The organism is Rhodanobacter sp. Root627 (genome assembly GCF_001427835.1).
GTDB lineage: Bacteria > Pseudomonadota > Gammaproteobacteria > Xanthomonadales > Rhodanobacteraceae > Rhodanobacter > Rhodanobacter ginsenosidimutans.
On sequence record NZ_LMGW01000002.1, the window covers coordinates 430,186 to 448,742 of the forward strand.

12 protein-coding genes and 1 pseudogene are annotated in these 18,557 nt (G+C 68.1%); 7 read left to right on the forward strand and 6 right to left on the reverse strand.

Annotated features, from left to right (window positions below):
• The first annotated feature begins 30 nt into the window (after positions 1–30).
• Positions 31–1,035 (forward strand): DUF4105 domain-containing protein, encoded by a 1,005-nt coding sequence (locus tag ASD68_RS09255; protein ID WP_235578702.1) that lies wholly within the window; start codon positions 31–33, stop codon positions 1,033–1,035.
• Between the two features lie 18 nt (positions 1,036–1,053).
• Here the strand turns inward: ASD68_RS09255 and ASD68_RS09260 are convergent, their stop codons facing one another.
• On the reverse strand, positions 1,054–2,493 hold the full coding sequence (locus ASD68_RS09260) for an RNB domain-containing ribonuclease (RefSeq protein ID WP_056606001.1): 1,440 nt from the start codon (positions 2,491–2,493) through the stop codon (positions 1,054–1,056).
• Between the two features lie 147 nt (positions 2,494–2,640).
• Between ASD68_RS09260 and ASD68_RS09265 the strand changes: the two genes are divergently transcribed.
• A complete protein-coding gene (locus ASD68_RS09265) occupies positions 2,641–3,117 on the forward strand; it encodes a GNAT family N-acetyltransferase (protein WP_056082050.1) in 477 nt (158 codons plus the stop codon).
• 278 nt (positions 3,118–3,395) lie between these two features.
• On the opposite strand, the gene ASD68_RS09270 is transcribed toward ASD68_RS09265, so the two are convergent.
• Positions 3,396–4,157 (reverse strand): SapC family protein, encoded by a 762-nt coding sequence (locus ASD68_RS09270; protein WP_056082053.1) that lies wholly within the window; start codon positions 4,155–4,157, stop codon positions 3,396–3,398.
• A gap of 232 nt (positions 4,158–4,389) precedes the next feature.
• Between ASD68_RS09270 and ASD68_RS09275 the strand changes: the two genes are divergently transcribed.
• Positions 4,390–5,004: an HNH endonuclease gene (locus tag ASD68_RS09275; protein ID WP_056606003.1), complete on the forward strand. Its 615-nt coding sequence runs from the start codon at positions 4,390–4,392 to the stop codon at positions 5,002–5,004.
• A gap of 192 nt (positions 5,005–5,196) precedes the next feature.
• Here ASD68_RS09275 and ASD68_RS09280 read toward each other — a convergent pair.
• Positions 5,197–5,565: pseudogene (locus ASD68_RS09280) on the reverse strand (low affinity iron permease family protein); the annotation flags it as partial.
• A gap of 138 nt (positions 5,566–5,703) precedes the next feature.
• On the opposite strand from ASD68_RS09280, the gene dxs reads away from it, so the two are divergent.
• Positions 5,704–7,593, forward strand: a complete 1,890-nt coding sequence (gene dxs / locus ASD68_RS09285; protein WP_056606006.1) for a 1-deoxy-D-xylulose-5-phosphate synthase — start codon at positions 5,704–5,706, stop codon at positions 7,591–7,593.
• A 466-nt stretch (positions 7,594–8,059) separates the two neighbouring features.
• Here the strand turns inward: dxs and prmC are convergent, their stop codons facing one another.
• On the reverse strand, positions 8,060–8,887 hold the full coding sequence (gene prmC / locus ASD68_RS09290) for a peptide chain release factor N(5)-glutamine methyltransferase (RefSeq protein WP_056606008.1): 828 nt from the start codon (positions 8,885–8,887) through the stop codon (positions 8,060–8,062).
• Positions 8,880–12,995, reverse strand: a complete 4,116-nt coding sequence (locus ASD68_RS09295; protein WP_056606011.1) for a hypothetical protein — start codon at positions 12,993–12,995, stop codon at positions 8,880–8,882. The genes prmC and ASD68_RS09295 overlap by 8 nt, the downstream gene beginning before the upstream one ends.
• 221 nt (positions 12,996–13,216) lie before the next feature.
• Here ASD68_RS09295 and ASD68_RS09300 point away from each other — a divergent pair, with 221 nt between their 5' ends.
• From ASD68_RS09300 to ASD68_RS09310, 3 genes are all read left to right on the forward strand, one after another.
• Positions 13,217–13,765 carry a sigma-70 family RNA polymerase sigma factor gene (locus ASD68_RS09300; RefSeq protein ID WP_056607437.1) on the forward strand — a complete coding sequence of 183 codons (549 nt, stop codon included), beginning with the start codon at positions 13,217–13,219 and terminating at the stop codon, positions 13,763–13,765.
• Positions 13,766–13,797: 32 nt separating this feature from the next.
• Positions 13,798–14,766: a FecR domain-containing protein gene (locus tag ASD68_RS09305; RefSeq protein WP_082546022.1), complete on the forward strand. Its 969-nt coding sequence runs from the start codon at positions 13,798–13,800 to the stop codon at positions 14,764–14,766.
• Between the two features lie 123 nt (positions 14,767–14,889).
• Positions 14,890–17,301, forward strand: a complete 2,412-nt coding sequence (locus ASD68_RS09310; RefSeq protein ID WP_235578703.1) for a TonB-dependent receptor — start codon at positions 14,890–14,892, stop codon at positions 17,299–17,301.
• An 8-nt stretch (positions 17,302–17,309) separates the two neighbouring features.
• On the opposite strand, the gene ASD68_RS09315 is transcribed toward ASD68_RS09310, so the two are convergent.
• On the reverse strand, positions 17,310–18,323 hold the full coding sequence (locus ASD68_RS09315) for a DUF535 family protein (RefSeq protein ID WP_235578704.1): 1,014 nt from the start codon (positions 18,321–18,323) through the stop codon (positions 17,310–17,312).
• Between the last annotated feature and the right edge of the window lie 234 nt (positions 18,324–18,557).

An 18,557-nucleotide genomic window follows, 5' to 3' on the forward strand; every position in this document is an offset into this window, starting at 1 on the left:
TGGCGCCATGGATCGCTGGCCCGAGACGTGATGAAGCAGAGAATCAGGATGATCGCGCGGATGCTGCTGGTCGGCCTGCTCGCCCTGGCCACGCTGTGCTCGGGCGCGTGGGGTGCGCTGGCCCTGTGGTACCAGTTGCCGGGCGGCACCGTGGTGAGGACCCTGGGCAGCGTGGCCTGGTCGCTGGTGGTGATCGTGCTGGCCGGCATCGCGATCAGCCGTCGCAGCTGGCTTCCGGCGGGCATCTACCTGGCGCTTTACGCGCTGCTGCTGTTCTGGTGGAGCAGCATGGCGCCATCCAATCTGCGCGACTGGGCCGACGATGTCTCGCGCCCGCTCACCGGCCGCATCGAGGGCAACCAGGTGGTGTTGCACAACGTGCGCGACTTCGCCTGGCGCAGCAACACCGACTACGACGCGCATTGGGAAACCCGCCGCTACGACCTGGACCACCTCGCCAGCGCCGACGCCGTGCTGTCGTACTGGGGCAGCCAGGCGATCGCCCACGCGATGATCTCGTTCGGCTTCGACGACGGTCGCCACGTGGTGTTCTCGGTGGAAATCCGCCGTGAGCGCCACGAGCAGTACTCGCCGATCGGTGGTTTCTTCAAGCAGTTCGAGACCACCCTGGTGGCCGCCGACGAACACGACATCATCCGCGTGCGCACCAACGTGCGCGGCGAGGACGATTACCTCTACCCGCTGCGCATGGACAAGCCCGCGATGCGTGCGCTGTTCCTGTCCTACGTGCGCGCCGCCAACCACCTGGCAACGACGCCGGCGTTCTACAACACGCTCACCTCCAACTGCACCACGATCGTCTACCACATGGCCCGTCAGATCGCGCCGGGCCTGCCGTGGGACATCCGCCTGCTGCTCACCGGCTACCTGCCGGGATATCTGCACAAGGTCGGTGCGGTGGATCGCAGCGTGCCGGTGGATGTCTTGCGCGAACGCAGCCGGATCACCGAGCGGGCGAGAAGCACGCGAGCGACGGACGACTTCTCGCGGGCCATCCGCGAACGCACGCCGTGATCGAGCCCGGCGTCTTGCTCAGCCGTTCAACGCGAAACGCGTCACCCGCCTGACCGGATCGGCCTCGACCAGGCTCACCTTGACGTCGGCACCGAGTGGCAGCGCGCCGGTACCGGAAACGCCAGCCTCGATCGCCGGTTCGCGCACGATGACCGTGCCCTTGTGCGGGTCCTCGTGATCCACCTCCACGATGGCTCCCGGAAAAACTTCACCCACCCGCGACGCCAGCACCACCGCCTCGGCCAGGTTGAGCACCGCGCTTTCGTACTGGCCGGCGCGATGACCGCAGGACTGCATGGTGGTCGGCAACCCTGGCAGCGCCGCCAGCACCCATGCCGGCACGGGTTGCCCCGCGCACAAGGCCACGCAGATCTCGCCGGTGTACCGATCCACCAGCCGCCGCAGCGGTGCGGTGGCGTGGGTGTATTGCGCGGCCAGCGCCGAATGCATCGACTGCTCCGGCAGTGTGCCGTTGAAGGCGGCGTAGCCAGCCCCGCGCAGCACGCTGGTGCAGGCGGTGAGCATCGCCACATGCAGGCTTTTGGTCGGGTCCAGCGAGCGGATGAAGCCGGGGTAATCGAGCGCGGCCGGCCAGTCGATGGCCAGCGCCCGCGCCGTCACGCGCAGGCGTTCGATCGAGCGCGGATCGGGCGGCGGCAGCGTGCGCAGGATGCCGACCCCGGCCTGCACCATCAGATGCGCGGCAGCCATGCCGGTCAGCAGCGAGATCTGCTCGTTCCAGTCCTCCAGCGGCAGGCGCGCGCGAAAGGCCAGCTCCCATCGACCGTCCACCACGCCCACCTCCTGCTCCGGCAGCGGCAGGCTGACGCCGCCACGGGAAACCTCGCGCCGGCGGCGCAGCTCGCCGATTTCGCGCAGCACCGCCCACATCGGGTCGGTCGTGCCCGCATCGATGAGCTTCTGCACGCCGTCGTAGTCGAGCTTCGCCCGACTGCGCACCTTGGCTCGCCGCACGTCGACGGCGATGCCCTCGCCGGTGTGGTCCAGCTCGATCGTCCACAGCAATGCGGGGCGCAGCTGATCCGGCAGCAGCGACGCGGCGTCCTCAGACAACACCTTGGGGTGCAACGGAATCTTCGTCTGGCCTCCATACAACGTTTCGCCGCGCCGGTGCGCTTCCAGATCGATGGGGTCGCCCGCGCTGACAAAGGCGGCCACATCGGCAATCGCGTAGTACACGCGGTAGCCGCCCTCGGTGCGCTCCACATACATGGCCTGGTCCAGATCCATCGCACCTGCCGGGTCGATGGTGACCAAGGCGATCTCGCTGCGATCCAGCGCCGGCCAGCGCGGCTGGGCCGCGGCGGCAACCGCGGCCGCCTCCACCTCAGGTGGAAACGCCGACGGCAGTTTCAGGTCGCGCTGGATGTCATCCAGGCCCTGCGAAAACGCCGTGTCGGCTTCGGGCTTGATGTGGAGGCGGCGGGTGGTCGACATGAAGAGCTCCCTGGCTGGTGGGTTTCGGTGATTCACCGCACGATCCGTCGCGGCAGCGGCCTTTTCAAGATAACCCACACCGTTCGGGCTACCGCGCCGCGGCGGCAAGGTGTAGAAACGACAGCTTCAGTCCCGCCTGATGGACCCATGACCGACACCAGCCTGCTGATCCGCCTGGCCGAAGAGGAAGACGGTGATTTCATCCTTGCGCAGGTCACCCGCTTCGTGAATTTCACGCTGCCGCCGTGGCGGCGCAGGGAAGCATGCATCGGCGGGATCCGGCGCGACCTGTTGCGGCATCTGGACGACCAGCCACCCAACAGCTACCTGTTCGTGGCCGAGGATGCCGACGGCGAGCGGGCCGGGTTCATCCACCTGCAACGTACGGTGGATTTCTTCACCGGTTTCAGCAACTGCCACATTTCGGATCTGGCCGTCGCCTCGACGCATGAGGGCACGGGCGTGGGCAAGGCCTTGCTTGCGCATGCCGAAACGTGGGCGGCGGAACACGATTGCCGGCTGCTGACGCTGGCCGTTTTCCCCGGCAACGAGCGCGCGCGGGCGCTGTATGCGGCGGCGGGCTATGCCACGGACCTGTTGCGGCTGGCCAAGCCCGTGGGCTGAGCGGCTACCCGACAACGCAGCCGATCATTCCCCCCGAGCGGGGGAAGCAAAAGCCCGCTCCTTCCCTCGCTGCGCGGGGGGAAGCGAAAACCCGCTGTTCCTTCCCCCGCTTGCGGGGGAAGGTGCCGAAGGCGGATGGGGGGCGCGGCAAAGCTGCGCTGCTGTTGGCTTTCACAACAACCAAAGAGCGCCCCCTTCAGCCCTGCGGGCAGCTTCCCCCGCAAGCGGGGGAAGCGAAGGCCCGTCCCGTCCCCGTGGGTCGTGGGGGCGCGGGTCGCTCAGTTGGTGGTCTTGTTGGCCGCTTCGGTCAGCTCGCGCTGGCTCAGGCGCTGGGCCACGCGATCGATATTGATCAGCGAAAGCAGGTGCGCGTAGATCCAGCCCATCGCGCCGCTGACCAGCAGCTCCTGCGTGACGGTGGCGTCCAGCGCGCGCAGCTTGTCCTCGTTGACCATGAACAGGCCGTTGAGGTTGATCGTCTTGCCGCCCTTCTCCAGCCGCAGGCTGCGCGACTCCAGCAGGTCGTGCTTGACGAGCTGCTCCATGAACCACTTGGTACGCGACACCTGGTCCTGGAACTCGCCCAGGAAGCCGATCGCCTTGGTCAGCATCTCGCTGTTGGTGCCGTCTTCCTGGAACAGGCGCTCGCCTTCGCTGGGGTTGAAGCCGCTGTAGGCCTCATCCAGGAACACGGTGAAATCATCGCCCTCGGTGCCGGCCGGCTTCTCGGCCAGCACGAACGGGTAGCGGCGCACGAACGCGGGGATGTAGGTGTCCCTCTCCCACTTGCCCTCGGCGTCCACATAGAGGTTTTCGTTCTCGCGCAGGCCCAGCACCGCCATCGGGCCGGCCTCGGCAATGGTCTTGCCGCCGAACACGATCATCAGGTCGCGCGCGGCCACGGCGAATTCGGCACCGGTCAGGGGCACCGAATGCGCGTTGAGCGCGAATTTCAGGCTCTCAAGCGGTTTCAGCCGCAGATTCTTGTGTTCGTTGCGATTGAGCGGAACTGGACGCTCGTAGAAAAGGATTTCAGCCACGTTACTTACCTCTACCCCGCCGTGCCGGGGTCGCCACCGAAGCGCCCCCTACCAAACCCGGCGTCGGGGTCTGTGTTGATGGGCAACTATATCAGCGCCGATGCACGTCGGGAATCGCGGCAAGCCCTTGTAGAGACAGTGGCTTGCACGCGATGGAAGGGGCATTTGGTCTATGCTGGCTGCCGACTGCATCGCGCAAACGCTCTTTCGCTACCGCTGAAGGAATCCGTACATGCTGATGGAAGTAACGAATCAGCCTGATCTCCAGGCAACCCGGGTGCTGTCGCTGGATGTATCCGGCCGCATCCTGGACTGGATCAGCTGGCAGGACGCCGTCTGCCTGTACGTCCGCGAGGCCGTGGCCTGGACCCTGGGCGATCCCTGCCTCACCGTGCATGGCGGCATCAACCGCGTGCGCGGCGCGCAGAGCCTGCTGCACCTGCATCCGATCGTCGCCAGCACCGGCCACTGCCGCGACCACGCGGTGGACCCGGCGCCGGCGTTGACCAATACCGCCCTGTTCGCCCGCGACCGCCACCTGTGCCTGTACTGCGGCAACCACTTCACCCGTGCCGAACTCACCCGCGACCACGTGCTGCCGCTGTCGCGCCAGGGCAAGGACGAATGGGAGAACGTGGTCAGCGCCTGCGTGGCCTGCAACCTGAAAAAGAGCAACCGCACGCCACAGCAGGCCAACATGCCGCTGCTGGCGGTGCCATACCGGCCCAGCTGGGTGGAGCACCTGATCCTGTCCAACCGCAACATCCTGGCCGACCAGATGGAGTTTCTGGTCAGCCACCTGCCGCGCAGCCGGCGCGGGTTGATGGTGGAGGCGAACGCGGCATGACGGTCCGGTAGCCGAGGTGCCAGCTGGCTAGCTGGCTGGTTTCTCTTCGGCGGCGGCTTCGGCGGCCTTCTTTTCCTCTTCGGCGGCCTGACGCTGCTCGCGCAACTCGCGATCGATCTCCTTCATCTCTTCGCAGGCTTCCGTCTGTTCCTGCTCCACCTCCACTTTTTTTCCTTCGCGCGATCGGGTGGCTTCCTCCTTCCTCCGCGCGGCCAGCTTGCTGTAGTTCTCGCGGATGCGTTCCAGCGTGTCCTCGTCCAGGTTTTCCACGTCCAGCAGGCCGTTGTGCGCGGCGGTGGCGCGAATCAGCTCGTCCAGCTTGATCTGCAGCGCCGCGCTGTCGCGGTTCTGGCTGTTCTGGATCAGGAACACCATCATGAACGTGATGATGGTGGTGCCGGTATTGATCACCAGTTGCCAGGTGTCGCCAAAGCCAAACAGCGGCCCCGTAGCCGCCCACACCACGATCATGCCGGCGGCGAGCAGGAAAGCGCCCGGTTTGCCTGAATAACGCGCCGTGGACTCGGCAAAACGACGGAAAGATTGCGAAACTTTGCTCATGGTTCGATTACCGGTGCCTGGATCGGCGCCAGCTTGCCGTGACGATCGTGTGCCAAACGTGCAGGCGGAGCACCTTCGCACCGGGGATTTCACGGCTCCACGCTTGCCCCACTTCGCCGCTAGCCCAACAATACGCCGATGAACGACCTTTCCCGTTACCCCCATCTCGCCGCGATCGAGACCCCGGCGGATCTGCGCCGCGTGGCCGACGACGAGCTGCCCGTCGTGGCGGACGAACTGCGCCAGTACCTGATCGAATCGGTCGCCAGCTCGGGCGGCCACTTCGGCGCCGGCCTGGGTGTGGTGGAACTGACCGTGGCCCTGCACCGCGTGTTCGACACGCCGCATGACCGGCTGGTGTGGGACGTGGGCCACCAGTGCTACCCGCACAAGATCCTCACCGGCCGCCGCGACCGCATCACCACGATCAAGAAGAAGGATGGCCTGGCGCCGTTCCCGCGCCGCGCCGAGAGCGAATACGACAGCTTCGGCGTGGGCCATTCGTCCACCTCGATCTCGGCCGCGCTGGGCATGGCCATCGCGGCGCAGCGCCAGGGTGACCATCGCAAGGTGGTGGCCGTGATCGGCGACGGCGCGATGACCGCCGGCATGGCGTTCGAGGCGCTCAACCACGGCGGCGATGTCGAGCCGGACATGCTGGTGGTGTTCAACGACAACGGCATGTCGATCAGTGAGAACGTGGGCGCGCTGACCAAGATGATGGCCCGCGCCATGGCCAGCCAGCGGCTCAACGAATGGCGCGAGCGGGCCAAGCGGGCGATCCCGAAGCAGTCGTTCTTCGGGCGCCTGTTCAAGAACTGGGAGGAGCACGCCAAGGGCATGTTCGTGCCCAGCACGCTGTTCGAGGAGCTGGGTTTCCACTACACCGGCCCGATCGACGGCCACAACATGCCGCAGCTGCTGCAGGCGCTGCGCACGGTCAAGCAACTGCCCGGCCCGCAACTGCTGCACGTGGTCACCACCAAGGGCAAGGGCTACGCGCCCGCCGAAGAGGCGCAGATCAAATACCACGCGGTGGGGCCGTTCGATCCGCAGGCCGGGCTGACCAAGAAGGCGGCGACCAGGCCCACCTACACCGACATCTTCGGCGACTGGCTGTGCGACATGGCGGCGGCCGATTCGCGCCTGCTGGCGATCACCCCCGCGATGCGCGAAGGCTCGGGCCTGGTGCGTTTCTCGAAGGAATACCCGCAGCGCTATTTCGACGTGGCGATCGCCGAGCAGCACGCGGTGACGCTGGCCGCGGGCATGGCCTGCGAAGGCGCCAAACCCGTCGTGGCGATCTACTCCACCTTCCTGCAACGCGCCTACGACCAGGCGATCCACGACGTGGCGCTGCAGAACCTGGACGTGACCTTCGCCATCGACCGCGCCGGCGTGGTCGGCCCCGATGGCGCCACCCACGCAGGCAGCTTCGATCTCACCTTCCTGCGTTGCCTGCCGCACATGGTCATCATGGCGCCGGCCGACGAGAACGAATGCCGCATGATGCTGACCACGGCGTACCAGCATCCCGGCCCCGCGGCCGTGCGTTATCCGCGCGGCGTAGGCTCCGGCGTGGCGATTCATCACGAGCTGGAAACCCTGCCCATCGGCAAGGCGCAACGGCGTCGCCGCGGCCACGGCCTGGCCCTGCTCAGCTTCGGCGCGATGCTGGAGCCGGCGGCGGTGATCGCCGCCGAACTGGATGCCACCCTGGTCAACATGCGCTTCGTGAAGCCATTGGACGAGGCGATGATCCTGGAACTGGCCAAGACCCACGAAGGCTTCGTCACACTGGAAGACAACGCCGTCGCCGGCGGCGCCGGCTCAGCCGTGGCCGAGTGCCTTGCGGCCAACGGCATCACCCTGCCGATCCTCCACCTCGGCCTTCCAGACGTCTATCTGGAACACGGCAGCCGCGAGGAAGTGCTGAGCATGGCCGGACTGGATCTGCCACAGATCCGCGAGGCCATCCACGTACGGTTTCCCATGCTGACGACGACGCACGTGGCCCACGCGGGGTAAGCGGGATTCGGGATTCGGGGATTCGCAAGAACCGTCTTGCTTTCCGCTTTCCGCTTTCCGCTTTCCGCTTCTCGCCTTTTGCTTTTCGCTTTTTCGCTTCGGCTCCCCACCGAGTGCGGGCCAGGATGGCCCGCTGCTCTACCCGGGGCCCCTATGCGGCGGTGAGGCGGGGTCGACAGGCCGCGTAGCGGGCGAGTCCATGGATGGACTCGCCTTTTCGCGCGGGCAGGAGCCCGCTCGAAAAGCCCGACTCCGACTCACGGACTTGCCGGGCATGGATGCCCGGCAAGCGCCAAGTGGGGTGGCCTTTCTCTTTGGTTACTTTCTCTTTGGCCACGCAAAGAGAAAGTAACTCGGCTGCCGTAGGCAGACGAAAGCTCTCCAAAAGCGTCGCGACTGAATTCGCTCCTACAAACATCAAAGCATCGCGCACGACCGAAGGAAGTCCCTTGGACACGGTGCGCTCCTACGCCGGGTTGCGTGCCCCTGAAACACGGTCGCGCTGCTCCAGATCCTGCGCGGTGAACACATCGTCATAGCCAGCCTGATGCAGCAACGCCCTCGCCGCCTCGCCCTGATTCCAACCGTGCTCGAACAACAGCCAGCCGCCGGGTGCCAAATGTTCGCGCGCGCTGGCCACGATGCGGCGAATGTCGTCCAGTCCATCGCGCCCCGAGGCCAGCGCCGTAGCCGGCTCGAAGCGCAGATCTCCACGCGCCAGATGCGCGTCGTCCAATTCAATATACGGCGGGTTGGAAGCGATCAGTTCGAAGCGCGCATCGCCCAGCGGCGCCATCCAGTCGCCCTGCACGAAGGCCACGTTGTCGATCCCCAGCCTCGCCGCGTTGCGCCGCGCGACCTCAAGCGCCGCCGCGCTGGCATCGGTGGCGGTCACGCGGCAAAGCGGCAACTCGCTGGCCAACGCCAACGCCACCGCGCCACTGCCGGTGCCCAGATCCGCCACGGCGCAAGCCGAATCGCGCGACAGGTGTTCCAGCGCCAGCTCCACCAGCAGCTCCGTCTCCGGGCGCGGGATCAGCGTGGCCGGCGTCACCTCCAGGTCGAGCGACCAGAAGCCACGCAGGCCCGTGATGTAGGCCACTGGCTCGCCGCGCGCGCGACGCTCCAGCAGTTCCGCATAAGCCGTCTGGACGTCCCTATCGAGTACGTCGTCGGCGTGCGTGAACAGCCAGCTGCGCGACTGCTGCACGGCGTGCAGCAGCAGCAACTCGGCCTCGGCGCGGTCACCGAGTTGCCGCGCGGCATCGGCCAGCAGGTGGCGCACGTCAGGCATCGGGCGGCGACCCTGCGGCAGGCGGCAGCGGCGGCGGTGCCGCGACGGCTTTAGGCGTGTTCCTGCGCCAATAGCCGCCGTGCGTCCAGGCCTCGAAGCCCCAGCGCAGCCAGCCGATCAGCGCGTTCGCCAGCCACAGCGCCCACGCCAGCATGGCGATCTTGTAGACCCACAGCGAGACGCTGAGTACACCGGCGCCCGGCAGCGCGTTCGCACTCTGGTCGGCAAACCAGTGCAGGTTCCACGCGCTGGAACCCTGCCCGGCCACATGCATGTCAGGCAGGCCCAGCAGACCGGTCGGCACCGCCCCGATCAGCACGATCAGCGACAGCACCGTGAGCCCGGCAAGACCGGCCTGCAGCAGGTTGAACGTCGTCACGTTGAACCGCTCCGTCGACGCACGCGCACGCAAGCCCAGCAGGATCAGCCACAGCACCACCAGCGCATAGGCGCTCCAGGCAAACGCGGAGAAACCCAGCCCGAGCAGCAGCCAATGATGAAAGCGCAGCGGTGTGGGTGCGAACCGCGCCAGCAGCCAGGCGGCCAGCAGCAACACGATCAGCTGCGACCAGTACAGCACCGCCGGCCCCGCCGTCGGACCCCACGCCCACAGCACCCAGCGATCCTGCGGTAGTTGCAGGGTCAGGTCGACGTTGGCCACCGGCGCGTGCAGGGCGACGACCGGCGTGCCCACGCGGGTGGCGACGCCGTGCGGTTCGCGCAGCCGCAAACGGTAGCTGTGCTCGCCGGGCAGCAGCGGCAGGCTGAGCTTGCCGTCACGCACGGCGAGGTTGATCGGCTGCTCATCGCGATGCGCTTCCAACAGCTCGGAGCCCACCGGCAGGTCGATGGCATGTTCGCCACCACGCGTGCTGCGCGCCCGCAGGTTCAACACCGTTTCCGTTGCACGCTCGCCAGCCGTACTGGTGAGCTCGACACTGTCGAAGGCGAGGCTGTCGCCCTTCACGGCCACCGGCTGGTTGAAGGCGAGCTGCAGGGTTTCACCCGGCAGGGGCTGGTACAGCAGGCCATCGTCGCTGGCGCTGGTCGGCACCCCTTTCGCGTCGACATGCCACATCGGCGCCGCGTGGATCGCCCACACCTCCGCCCGCTCGCCCAGCGCCGGCGCCTTCAGCGCCAGCGCGGCGGCCTGGTCGAGGCGGCTGGCCCACCTGACCACATCGCTGTTGGCGTTGAAGGTGATGCTGATCCGGCCATCCTTGACCCGCACGTCATCGCCCTGCGGGTGCTCGCCCGGCAGCAGCGGCAGCGTGGTGCTGAAACCGCCTTGCTGTGGCGCGATGCGTTCCGCCACGTTCTGCACGGTCCAGTCCAGGCCCAGCACCAGCGTGCGGGTCAGCCGCACATACGGCGGAAAACTCTGGCTGGGCGGCAGGCTCTTGCCGTCGTCGGTAGTGCGCACGCGGTGCAGCGCGATGCTGTCGCCCAGCGCGCGGCCGCCGTCGACGCCGTCCAGCGACCAGCCTTCGCCACTGAACGTGACGCGCTGCGGCCGCGGTGCGAAACGCAGGCTGGCGCTATCCGTGTCGGCGATGCGGTAGCGCAGGCTGACGCGGTGCACGCCGCGATCCAGCCGCACCAGCACCTGCCCGGCGTCGCGGGTGAGCGGCGCATCCGCGCGACCGTCCACCGCCACCGCGAGCAGTTGCAAGGCGTCATCGGCCTGCGGCAACGGCAGCGCCACCGCCGCGCCGATATGCGCCTCCAGTTCGACGTCCAGCGCATCGCCGGTGGCGTGCAACTGCGCCTGCGCCAGCTCGGCGCAGTTCGGTGCGCACTTCGGCGCCTCGGTAAGGCGCGTGCGCAACTGATCCAGCAATTGCTGGCTCGGCATCTCCTGCGCCCGCACGCCGTGCGGCAACAGCGCCAGCGCCAGCAGCGCGGCACCCGCCACGCCGCGGCCGCGCCAGTGCGGCCAGCGACCACGCCACGGCAGTCCCAACACCATCACCAGCCGCCCCAGCAGCAGCGCCAGCAACAGCACCATCGCCACGCGGAGCACGCACACCAGCCACGCCGGCGCAATCACCAGCCGGCTGCTCTGCTCCACCGTCACCGGCCCGGACCAGCCGAGGCGGTAGTTGTTGCCCCGATCCCAGCGCGGCATGCCGGCGCCCGCCTGGATCACGCTGCGCGGGTCGATGCGATCGGCCGACTTGTCCCATGTCACCGCAGGAATGCGTGCATTGGATTCGGCCATGTTGGCTGACTCCATCCGCGGCATCGCCGATGTAGACATCGACTTGGCCGAAAGCGCGCGCGACTGTGAGGGTGGAGCTACCGGGGCGGGTGGTGGTGCGTTTTGCAAAGCCTCCTCGACCTCGGCTGGCTCGGGGAATCTCACCTGTACGGGATAATCGCGCGGCATAACCTCAAGCTGCGGATGCAACGCGTACTGCAACTGGCCGGCGGCAAACGGCAGGGTCGACAGCACGGTAAGCGCAAACACGACGATGGCGCCGATGCGCGCCGTCGCACGCAGGCGTCCTTCGGGCAGCGCACGCAGCAGCAGGGCCAGCGCCAGCACGATGGCGATGCCCCACAACGGCGCGCCGTTCTCGTGCTGCGCCAGCACCAGGTAGCCCGCCGCCAGCAGCGCCCACGGCCAGCCCAGCAACCGGCCGGCCAGCAGCGCGATCAGCGCCAGCACGAACAGGTCCAGCAAGCTCCACTGAGCCACCCACGAATCGGGCGAACGATCCACGCCGACCGTGCCCAACAGGCGATAGCCGGCCGGCAGGTGCAAGGTGGCGTCGATGCTTTCCAGCGGCACCTGCCAGCCGCCACTGGGAATCGCTCCTGCGTGCGCGGCGAGGCGCAAACCCGCGGAGAGATCGAGCGTGCGATCGCGCAATTCGACGCCGCCGGCGCCGTGCTCGCCTTGGGTAACCAGCAGCGGATCGCCCGCCTGGCTGGCGCGCTGCAATTGCCACGGTGCCGCCACGTTCAGCCGCTGGTGATGGCGCAGTTCGCCTGTCAGCGTGTCGGCGACGCTGAGGCCGCGGCCATCGAAATCGAGCCACATCTGCCGCTGCAGATGCAGCTGGTCACCCTGCCCGCCTTCATCGCCCCGGCTGCCCTGTTCGATCGCCAGACCCGCAGCGTCATCCAGCACGAAAGCCGGCAGCTCGCTCCACTTGCGCGGCACACCGGCTTGGGCGGCATCGGTGGCCTGGCCTTCGACGCGCGTGCTGCGCAGGTCGGTGTCGTCGGCATAGCTCCAGATTTCCTGGCGCGGCCACGGCGTCGCCGGCAGCTTCAGCGTCACCTTGTGCAGCGGCGCCACGCTGCGCGCGTCCAGCGACACGGTCCATTGCCCCGGACGCAGTTGCACGCGCAGCTGGCCATCGCTTTCCAGCCGCGCCGGCAGGTCGCCCGACAAGGCGGTGGCGACGAAGCCGGCCGGCAGCATCGGCCCCAGCAATTGTTCGCGCGCACTGCCGCTGACGGTGAGCTGCAGCTGTGTCTGCAACGTGGCCGGCAGGCCATCGCCGAGGCGGCGATAGACGCGCAGCGACAGCGCGTCGGCCGCACGCTGCGCCGCGGCCGCCTCACCCAGTGTGAGCTGATCGCCGTTGCGTTCGGTACGCGCCACCGCCGCGCCATCGACGCGCAACGTCACCAGCCCGATCGCGGCCGGCACGCGCAGGCGCGCGGGGCGCGCCGTCCAAGGCAGCGTGCCGCTCAGCTGATAGTCGCCCGGCACCAGCCACAGCATCGGCGCGCCGTCGCGCTGCAGCACCGTGGCCGCCTGCTTGTTGACGCTGACCTGTTGCGGCCAGGTCCTGGCGTCGCCCGGCAAGGCCACCCAGCTCGGCGCATCCACGTGCACGTCCAGGCTGAAGCGGCCGCCGTCCTTGTCCGCATCCACGGTCAGGCGGCCCGGCCACGCGCATTGGTAACTGCCATCGTTCGGCATCTCGCTGGCGAGAAACGGGCAGCCGTGCTGCGGCACGTCGTGCAGCACCCAGCCCTGCCAGTCGCGCAGCGGCGGCGGTACCTCCTGCGCCAGCGACGGCATGGCCATCAGCAACCACAGCAAACCCAACAGCCCGAGGCCGGGCAATCCTGGCGATCGACGACGCATGCATTTCTCCCTGTGTGCCTGCTGGCCGGCACAGTGTAGGTGGAACACGGCTTGGACGAGGCCCCACGGCCTATACAATCCGCGGCGATCGACCCGGCGATCACCACCGCCCCCCGAAACCCGCCATTTCAAATTCCCCCGGCTCGCACGTCTTTGACAGGAAGACGCCGAAAACCCGAGCCGAGCGCCATGAAACCCTGCTGATGGACGGTCCGTACCGCATGGAACATCCCCGCCCCGAGGCCCCGCGCGAAGGCGGCCCTTCCGCCCATGCCGGGCAGGTGGCTGCGCTGTATCGCGAGCATCACGACGCCCTGGTGGCGTTGCTGCAATGCCGTCTCAGTTCGCGCACCGACGCGCAGGAGATCGCCCAGGAAGTCTATGTGAAGTTGCTGACGATGAATGACCTCACGCACGTGGAATCCCCGCGCGCGTTCCTGTTCCGCATGGCGATCAACCAGTCGATGGACTACCTGCGCAAACGCGTGGTGCGCGCCAACGTGCCGCCCGACCCGATAGACGACAACGTGCACGCCACGCCGTGGCCGGAGCAGCATCTGTGGGCCAGCCAGCAGTGGAAGAAGGTGCAGGCCGCGCTGCGCGAGCTGCCCGCCAAGGCCAGCCGGGCGTTCGTGCTGCACGTGGTGGAGGGCCGCTCGTTTGCCGCGATCGCGGCCGACATGAAACTCAGCGAACGGATGGTCCGCTACCACGTCAGCCATGCCATGGCGCACTGTCGAGAACGCTGTTTTGCACCGGAGGCGCCGTAATGGCCAACACGACTGGATTCGGGGAAGACCCCATGCACGCAGCCGCGATCTGGTGGACCCAGTTGCGTGATCCCGAGCCGTCCGCGGACCTGCTCGAACGCTGGAGCGCGTGGATGGCCGCCGACCCCGGCAACGCGCAGGCCTTCGCCCAGCTCAACGCCTTGGGCGAGGCGGTCGCGCACGCGCCGAGTGAGCAGCGCCAGCAGTTGATCGACGAGTTCGCGCCACCCCGCGCCGCACGCCATCGCCGCCCGTTGATGGCCGCCGCCGCAGCCGCCGTGATCGGCCTGGCGCTGGGTGGCTGGTGGCTGCTGCGCGGCGGGCTCGACATGGCCGCGCCGTCACAGCAGTACGCCAGCGCCGTGGGCGAAGATCGCGATATCCAGTTGGCCGATGGCACAGCCATCCAGCTCGGCGCGGCGTCGACGCTGACCACCCGCTACGCCGCCGACCGGCGCGACATCGACTTGCGTACGGGCGAAGCGTTCTTCACCGTCACCCACGACAGCAGCCGCCCCTTCGTGGTCACGGCCGGCCCGCTGCACATCGAGGATCTGGGCACCGCGTTCAACGTGCGGCGTACCGGGCAACGTGTCAGCGTGGCGGTGACCGAGGGCCGCGTTCGCCTGTCGCCGTCTGATGGCGCCTCGCCCGGCACCTCGTCCGGCCGGCTGGATCTGGTGGCCGGACAGCGTGCCGAGTACGACCCGGCCACCGGCGCGATCAGCGTTTCCGAAGTGGCGGTCGAGCATGCGGCGGCGTGGCGCCAGCATCGGCTGGAGTTCATCAACGAGCCGCTGGCGGCCGTGCTGGCCAACGTCAACCGCTACAGCCACCAGCCGATACAACTGGCCGACCCGCAGCTGGGCGAGCTGATGTTCACCGGCACCGTCAACACCACTACCATCGACAGCTGGGTTGGCGCCCTGCCGCATGTTTTCCCCGTGCAGGTAAGCACCTTCGCCGACCACGTGGTGCTTTCGAGCACCGGGCACCCCTAACCGGATCACGCGTCGCATGCAGGGCAAGAAGGCAGTACGTCAACGGCGCCGCAGCGACCGGCACACGCCGGCCCTGCGCTGCCGGGAAACCGCTGCCCTGCGGGATGCGTCGACGTGCGGCGGATGACGTCGCGCCACCCAACACGATGGCGGCGGCAGGCGCTGATCGCCTGCATGGCGTGGGGCGTGGCGACTGCCTGGCCGGGGCCGGCCGATGCCGCGCCGGCGCTGGTGAGCGGCACGACCCACTTCGCGATCCCGGCGCAACCGCTGTCCAGCGCGCTGATGGCGTTGGGTCGGCAGGCCGATGTGCAGGTGCTCACTTCCAGCGCCGCGATCGCGGGGCGGCGCAGCACCCGCACTTCCGGCAGCTTGAAGGTGGAAGCGGCGCTCGCCCATCTGCTCAAGGGCACCGGCCTGGATTACGAGGTGATCGGCAAGCGCACGGTGGTGGTGCGGCAGCGCGATTTCACCCCGGCGATTTCCTACCGGAGCCCGCTCAGCGGCACCAAGCCCAGCGTGCCGATCGTCTCGGTGCTGGATGCCGTGCAGGTATCCGGCCTGGTGCTGTATGACGTCGGCTTCCTGGGCAAGACCACCCGCGGTGCCACCCGCACGGATGCGCAGCTGACCGACCTGCCGCAGTCGGTGAGCATCGTCACCCGCGACCTGATGGACTCCCGCCAGGCCTTCGAAGTGGCCGACGTGGTGCGCCATGTGGCGGGCGTGGATTACGTGGATGGCTTCGGCGGCCCGCCGCTGTTCCGCATTCGCGGCTTCAGCACCGGCAACGGCCTGACCGACGGCATGCCCAACGGCGTGGCGCGCATCGAGGATCTGCCGCCGCTGATCGGCATCGAGCGGGTCGAGGTGCTGAAGGGGCCGGAGACGATACTCGGCGAAGCATCGGTGGCGAATAATTTCGGCGGCTCGGTCAACATCGTGATGAAACGGCCGCAGGCCGAGCCGGTGCGGCACCTGCTGTTTTCCACCGGGCGATACGACGGCACGCGGCTGGGCATCGACCTGGCCGGCCCGCTGGATCAACAGGGGCGCCTGACCTACCGCATGGTCGCCGCCGGCAATCGCGCCGGTCGCACGGTGCAGGGCTACCACGGCCAGCGCAGCGGTTACCTGGCGCCGTCGCTGGCCTGGCAGGGCGACACCACGCAGTTGCTGCTGGGCCTCGAATACATCGACAACCGCGTACCGGTGGCGGATCACACGGTGCTGTTCGGGCCGTCGCTGGCGGAGTCCTCGTCATTCCATACGCTGCTCGGCAGCCCCGACGACCATGCGCGGTTCCGCACCCGGCGCGCGTTCTACATGGCCGAGCAGGCGCTGGGCGACACCTGGAGCCTGCGCAGCCGCGGGCAATACGTGAGCCAGCACAGCAACGGCCAGGCTTGGGCGTTCGCCGACACGCAGCGTTTCGGCCTCACCGAGGCGACGGCCAGCACCTACCGCTACGCCGACGCGTTCTACACCCTGCAGAACGAGCTGGCGGCCAGCTTCGACCAGGGCGCGCTGGTGCACGACGTGCTGCTGGGCGTCGACTACGCGCGCACCCACACCGGCAACAGCGCCGCTTCCGGCGTCGTTACCGGCGCCGCGATCAACGCCGAGTTGCAGCCGGACAACCTGCTGCCATCGGTGAACTCGCAGGACGTCACCCTCATGCGGACACGGCCGCTGGGCGGTTCCTGGTCCAGCAACACCGGGATCTTCGCGCAGGATCAGCTGTCGATCGGCGAGTCATGGAACGTGTTGGCCACCGTGCGCCACGCCACCTACGAACTGACCGGCGGCGACGCGCCCGCCACGCGCCGGTCGAAGTGGGTGTCACGGCTGGGCGTGGTCTACAAACCCGCGCCGGACGTGTCGCTGTATGCCTCCAGCAACACCGGCTTCCAGGTCGATGCCCTGCTGGGTGAGGATGGCCGCCCGCTGCCGCCCTCGGTGTCGCGCCAGATCGAGGTGGGCACCAAGCTCGACCTGTTCGACCAGCGCGCGCGGCTCACCGCCGCGTGGTACCGCATCCGCCTGGATCACAGCATCAACCGGATTTCGCCGGAGCCGCCGCACTTCGCCGAGCCCGGCCCCGGCCAGACCAACAGCGGCGTGGAGATCGAGTTCCAGGGCCAGGTGATGCCGGGGCTGGACGTGTCCACCAGCTACACCGGCGCGCGCGTCCGCAACCACGACGGCAGCCTTCCGTATGGCGCGCCCCGGCATCAATGGAACGCCTGGGCCAGCTACCGCTTCCAGCCCGGCGCGCTGCAGTCCTGGGGCGTGGCCGGCGGCGTATTCGCGCGCTCGCGCACCCGGGGCCGCGTGGAAAGCGGTGGCTATTTCGCCATCCCCGGCCAGCTCAGCGCCGAGGCCAACATCACCTGGTACGGCGACGCGTGGTCGGCCACGCTGGGCATGAAAAACCTGTTCGCGCGCACCTTGTATGCGGTCAACGCCGAGTCCTCGTTCGTGCCGGTGCGCGAAGGGCGTACGTTCCTGCTCAGCGCCACGTACGACTTCTAGAGCACGTCTCACAGCCCGGCCACCAGCATGCCGCCGTGTTCCGACGCCGGCCTCTGCGCGGCCGTGGATCGTGTCCGGCTGGCATCGCGTGAAGCCATTGCCATTGCAGCGGGGAGCCGCCCGTCCGTGGTGCGGAACGCGGCGGCAAAAGCCGCGCAGGCCTTCTGGCGGAATGCCTCCCGCTGCTGCCGCTTTTCGCGGCGGCTGCGCGGCCCATCGGCACACGGCGCCTGCACCAGCGACAACGGCAATTCATGGCAACCCGACTCCGCAGGTAAACCGCCTTGCCGTTGCCAGAACGCGTCATCGCCGTCCGCGTCCGCGCCTTGCCACGCGCCCGCGACACGCGCCGCCGCAGCCACCGCGCGGATGCGCTTCAAACCATGCAGCGCCGCCAGTTCGCGCACCAGCGACATCAGCAAATCAGTCGGATGCAGGCCGTGGCTGCCCTGGATGAATTCGCGCACCGCCTCGACCGGCGTGTGCGGACCGGCGCCGCCCACGGCGCCGATGATGACGCTGTCGCGGCGATCAAACGTCAGGATGCACGATGCCAGCACCTGCTTGTCCAGCGTCAGCAACAACAGGCTCAGCTCGCCCACCTCGCCCCGCGACGGCTTGCGCAGGCTCAGGTACGCCCCGGTCGCGCCGTCCAGCCGCAGCGTGGCCAGCCGCGCACTGCCGCCCGACACGATCCGCTCACACAGCCGCGCCGGAAAACGCCGCATCACAAACGCATAGTGCGAGCTGACGATACGGCGCCGGGTATCCCCATCGAAATGCGTCGAGATATACGGCCGATGCCAGCGCTCATAGAGCCACGGATCCGCCTGCGCCGCCCGCCGCAGGGTATCCCGCGCATCCAGCGCGCGCAGCCACCGCGTCTGCCGAACAAACAGCCGCACCCAGCCAGCCATCCGCAGGACAAACTGCCACCGACTCTCGCCAGCCGCCAGCCGCAGCGACCAGCGGCGCCGCAACGCCTCCAGCCACAATGTGCCAGCCGTATTCATTTGTGCCATGCGCATCGATCCACCTCGCAACACCGGGTTGACCTGTTAGACGCGCGGGCGGGGTAATTTTGAAATGGGAGTTGGTTTGCCGCCGATGTGGCCGGTGCGCAGCCCACCGGCAAATGCGCTGGGGCCTAGGTGCCCCCTCTTTCGTCCGTCATTGCAACACCTCTCGACAGCGCGGCTCATAAAGGTATTGCGGCAGGTGAAAGGCAGGACGTGCTCGCGTTTGGCCATTTCGGC

Bases quoted from the DNA above. Each gene is read 5' to 3' on its own strand.
- ASD68_RS09255 (WP_235578702.1), top strand. From the start codon at position 31: ATGAAGCAGAGAATCAGGATGATCGCGCGGATGCTGCTGGTCGGCCTG.
- ASD68_RS09260 (WP_056606001.1), bottom strand. From the start codon at position 2,493: ATGTCGACCACCCGCCGCCTCCACATCAAGCCCGAAGCCGACACGGCG.
- ASD68_RS09265 (WP_056082050.1), top strand. From the start codon at position 2,641: ATGACCGACACCAGCCTGCTGATCCGCCTGGCCGAAGAGGAAGACGGT.
- ASD68_RS09275 (WP_056606003.1), top strand. From the start codon at position 4,390: ATGCTGATGGAAGTAACGAATCAGCCTGATCTCCAGGCAACCCGGGTG.
- dxs (WP_056606006.1), top strand. From the start codon at position 5,704: ATGAACGACCTTTCCCGTTACCCCCATCTCGCCGCGATCGAGACCCCG.
- prmC (WP_056606008.1), bottom strand. From the start codon at position 8,887: ATGCCTGACGTGCGCCACCTGCTGGCCGATGCCGCGCGGCAACTCGGT.
- ASD68_RS09295 (WP_056606011.1), bottom strand. From the start codon at position 12,995: ATGCGTCGTCGATCGCCAGGATTGCCCGGCCTCGGGCTGTTGGGTTTG.
- ASD68_RS09300 (WP_056607437.1), top strand. From the start codon at position 13,217: ATGGAACATCCCCGCCCCGAGGCCCCGCGCGAAGGCGGCCCTTCCGCC.
- ASD68_RS09305 (WP_082546022.1), top strand. From the start codon at position 13,798: ATGCACGCAGCCGCGATCTGGTGGACCCAGTTGCGTGATCCCGAGCCG.
- ASD68_RS09310 (WP_235578703.1), top strand. From the start codon at position 14,890: ATGACGTCGCGCCACCCAACACGATGGCGGCGGCAGGCGCTGATCGCC.
- ASD68_RS09315 (WP_235578704.1), bottom strand. From the start codon at position 18,323: ATGGCACAAATGAATACGGCTGGCACATTGTGGCTGGAGGCGTTGCGG.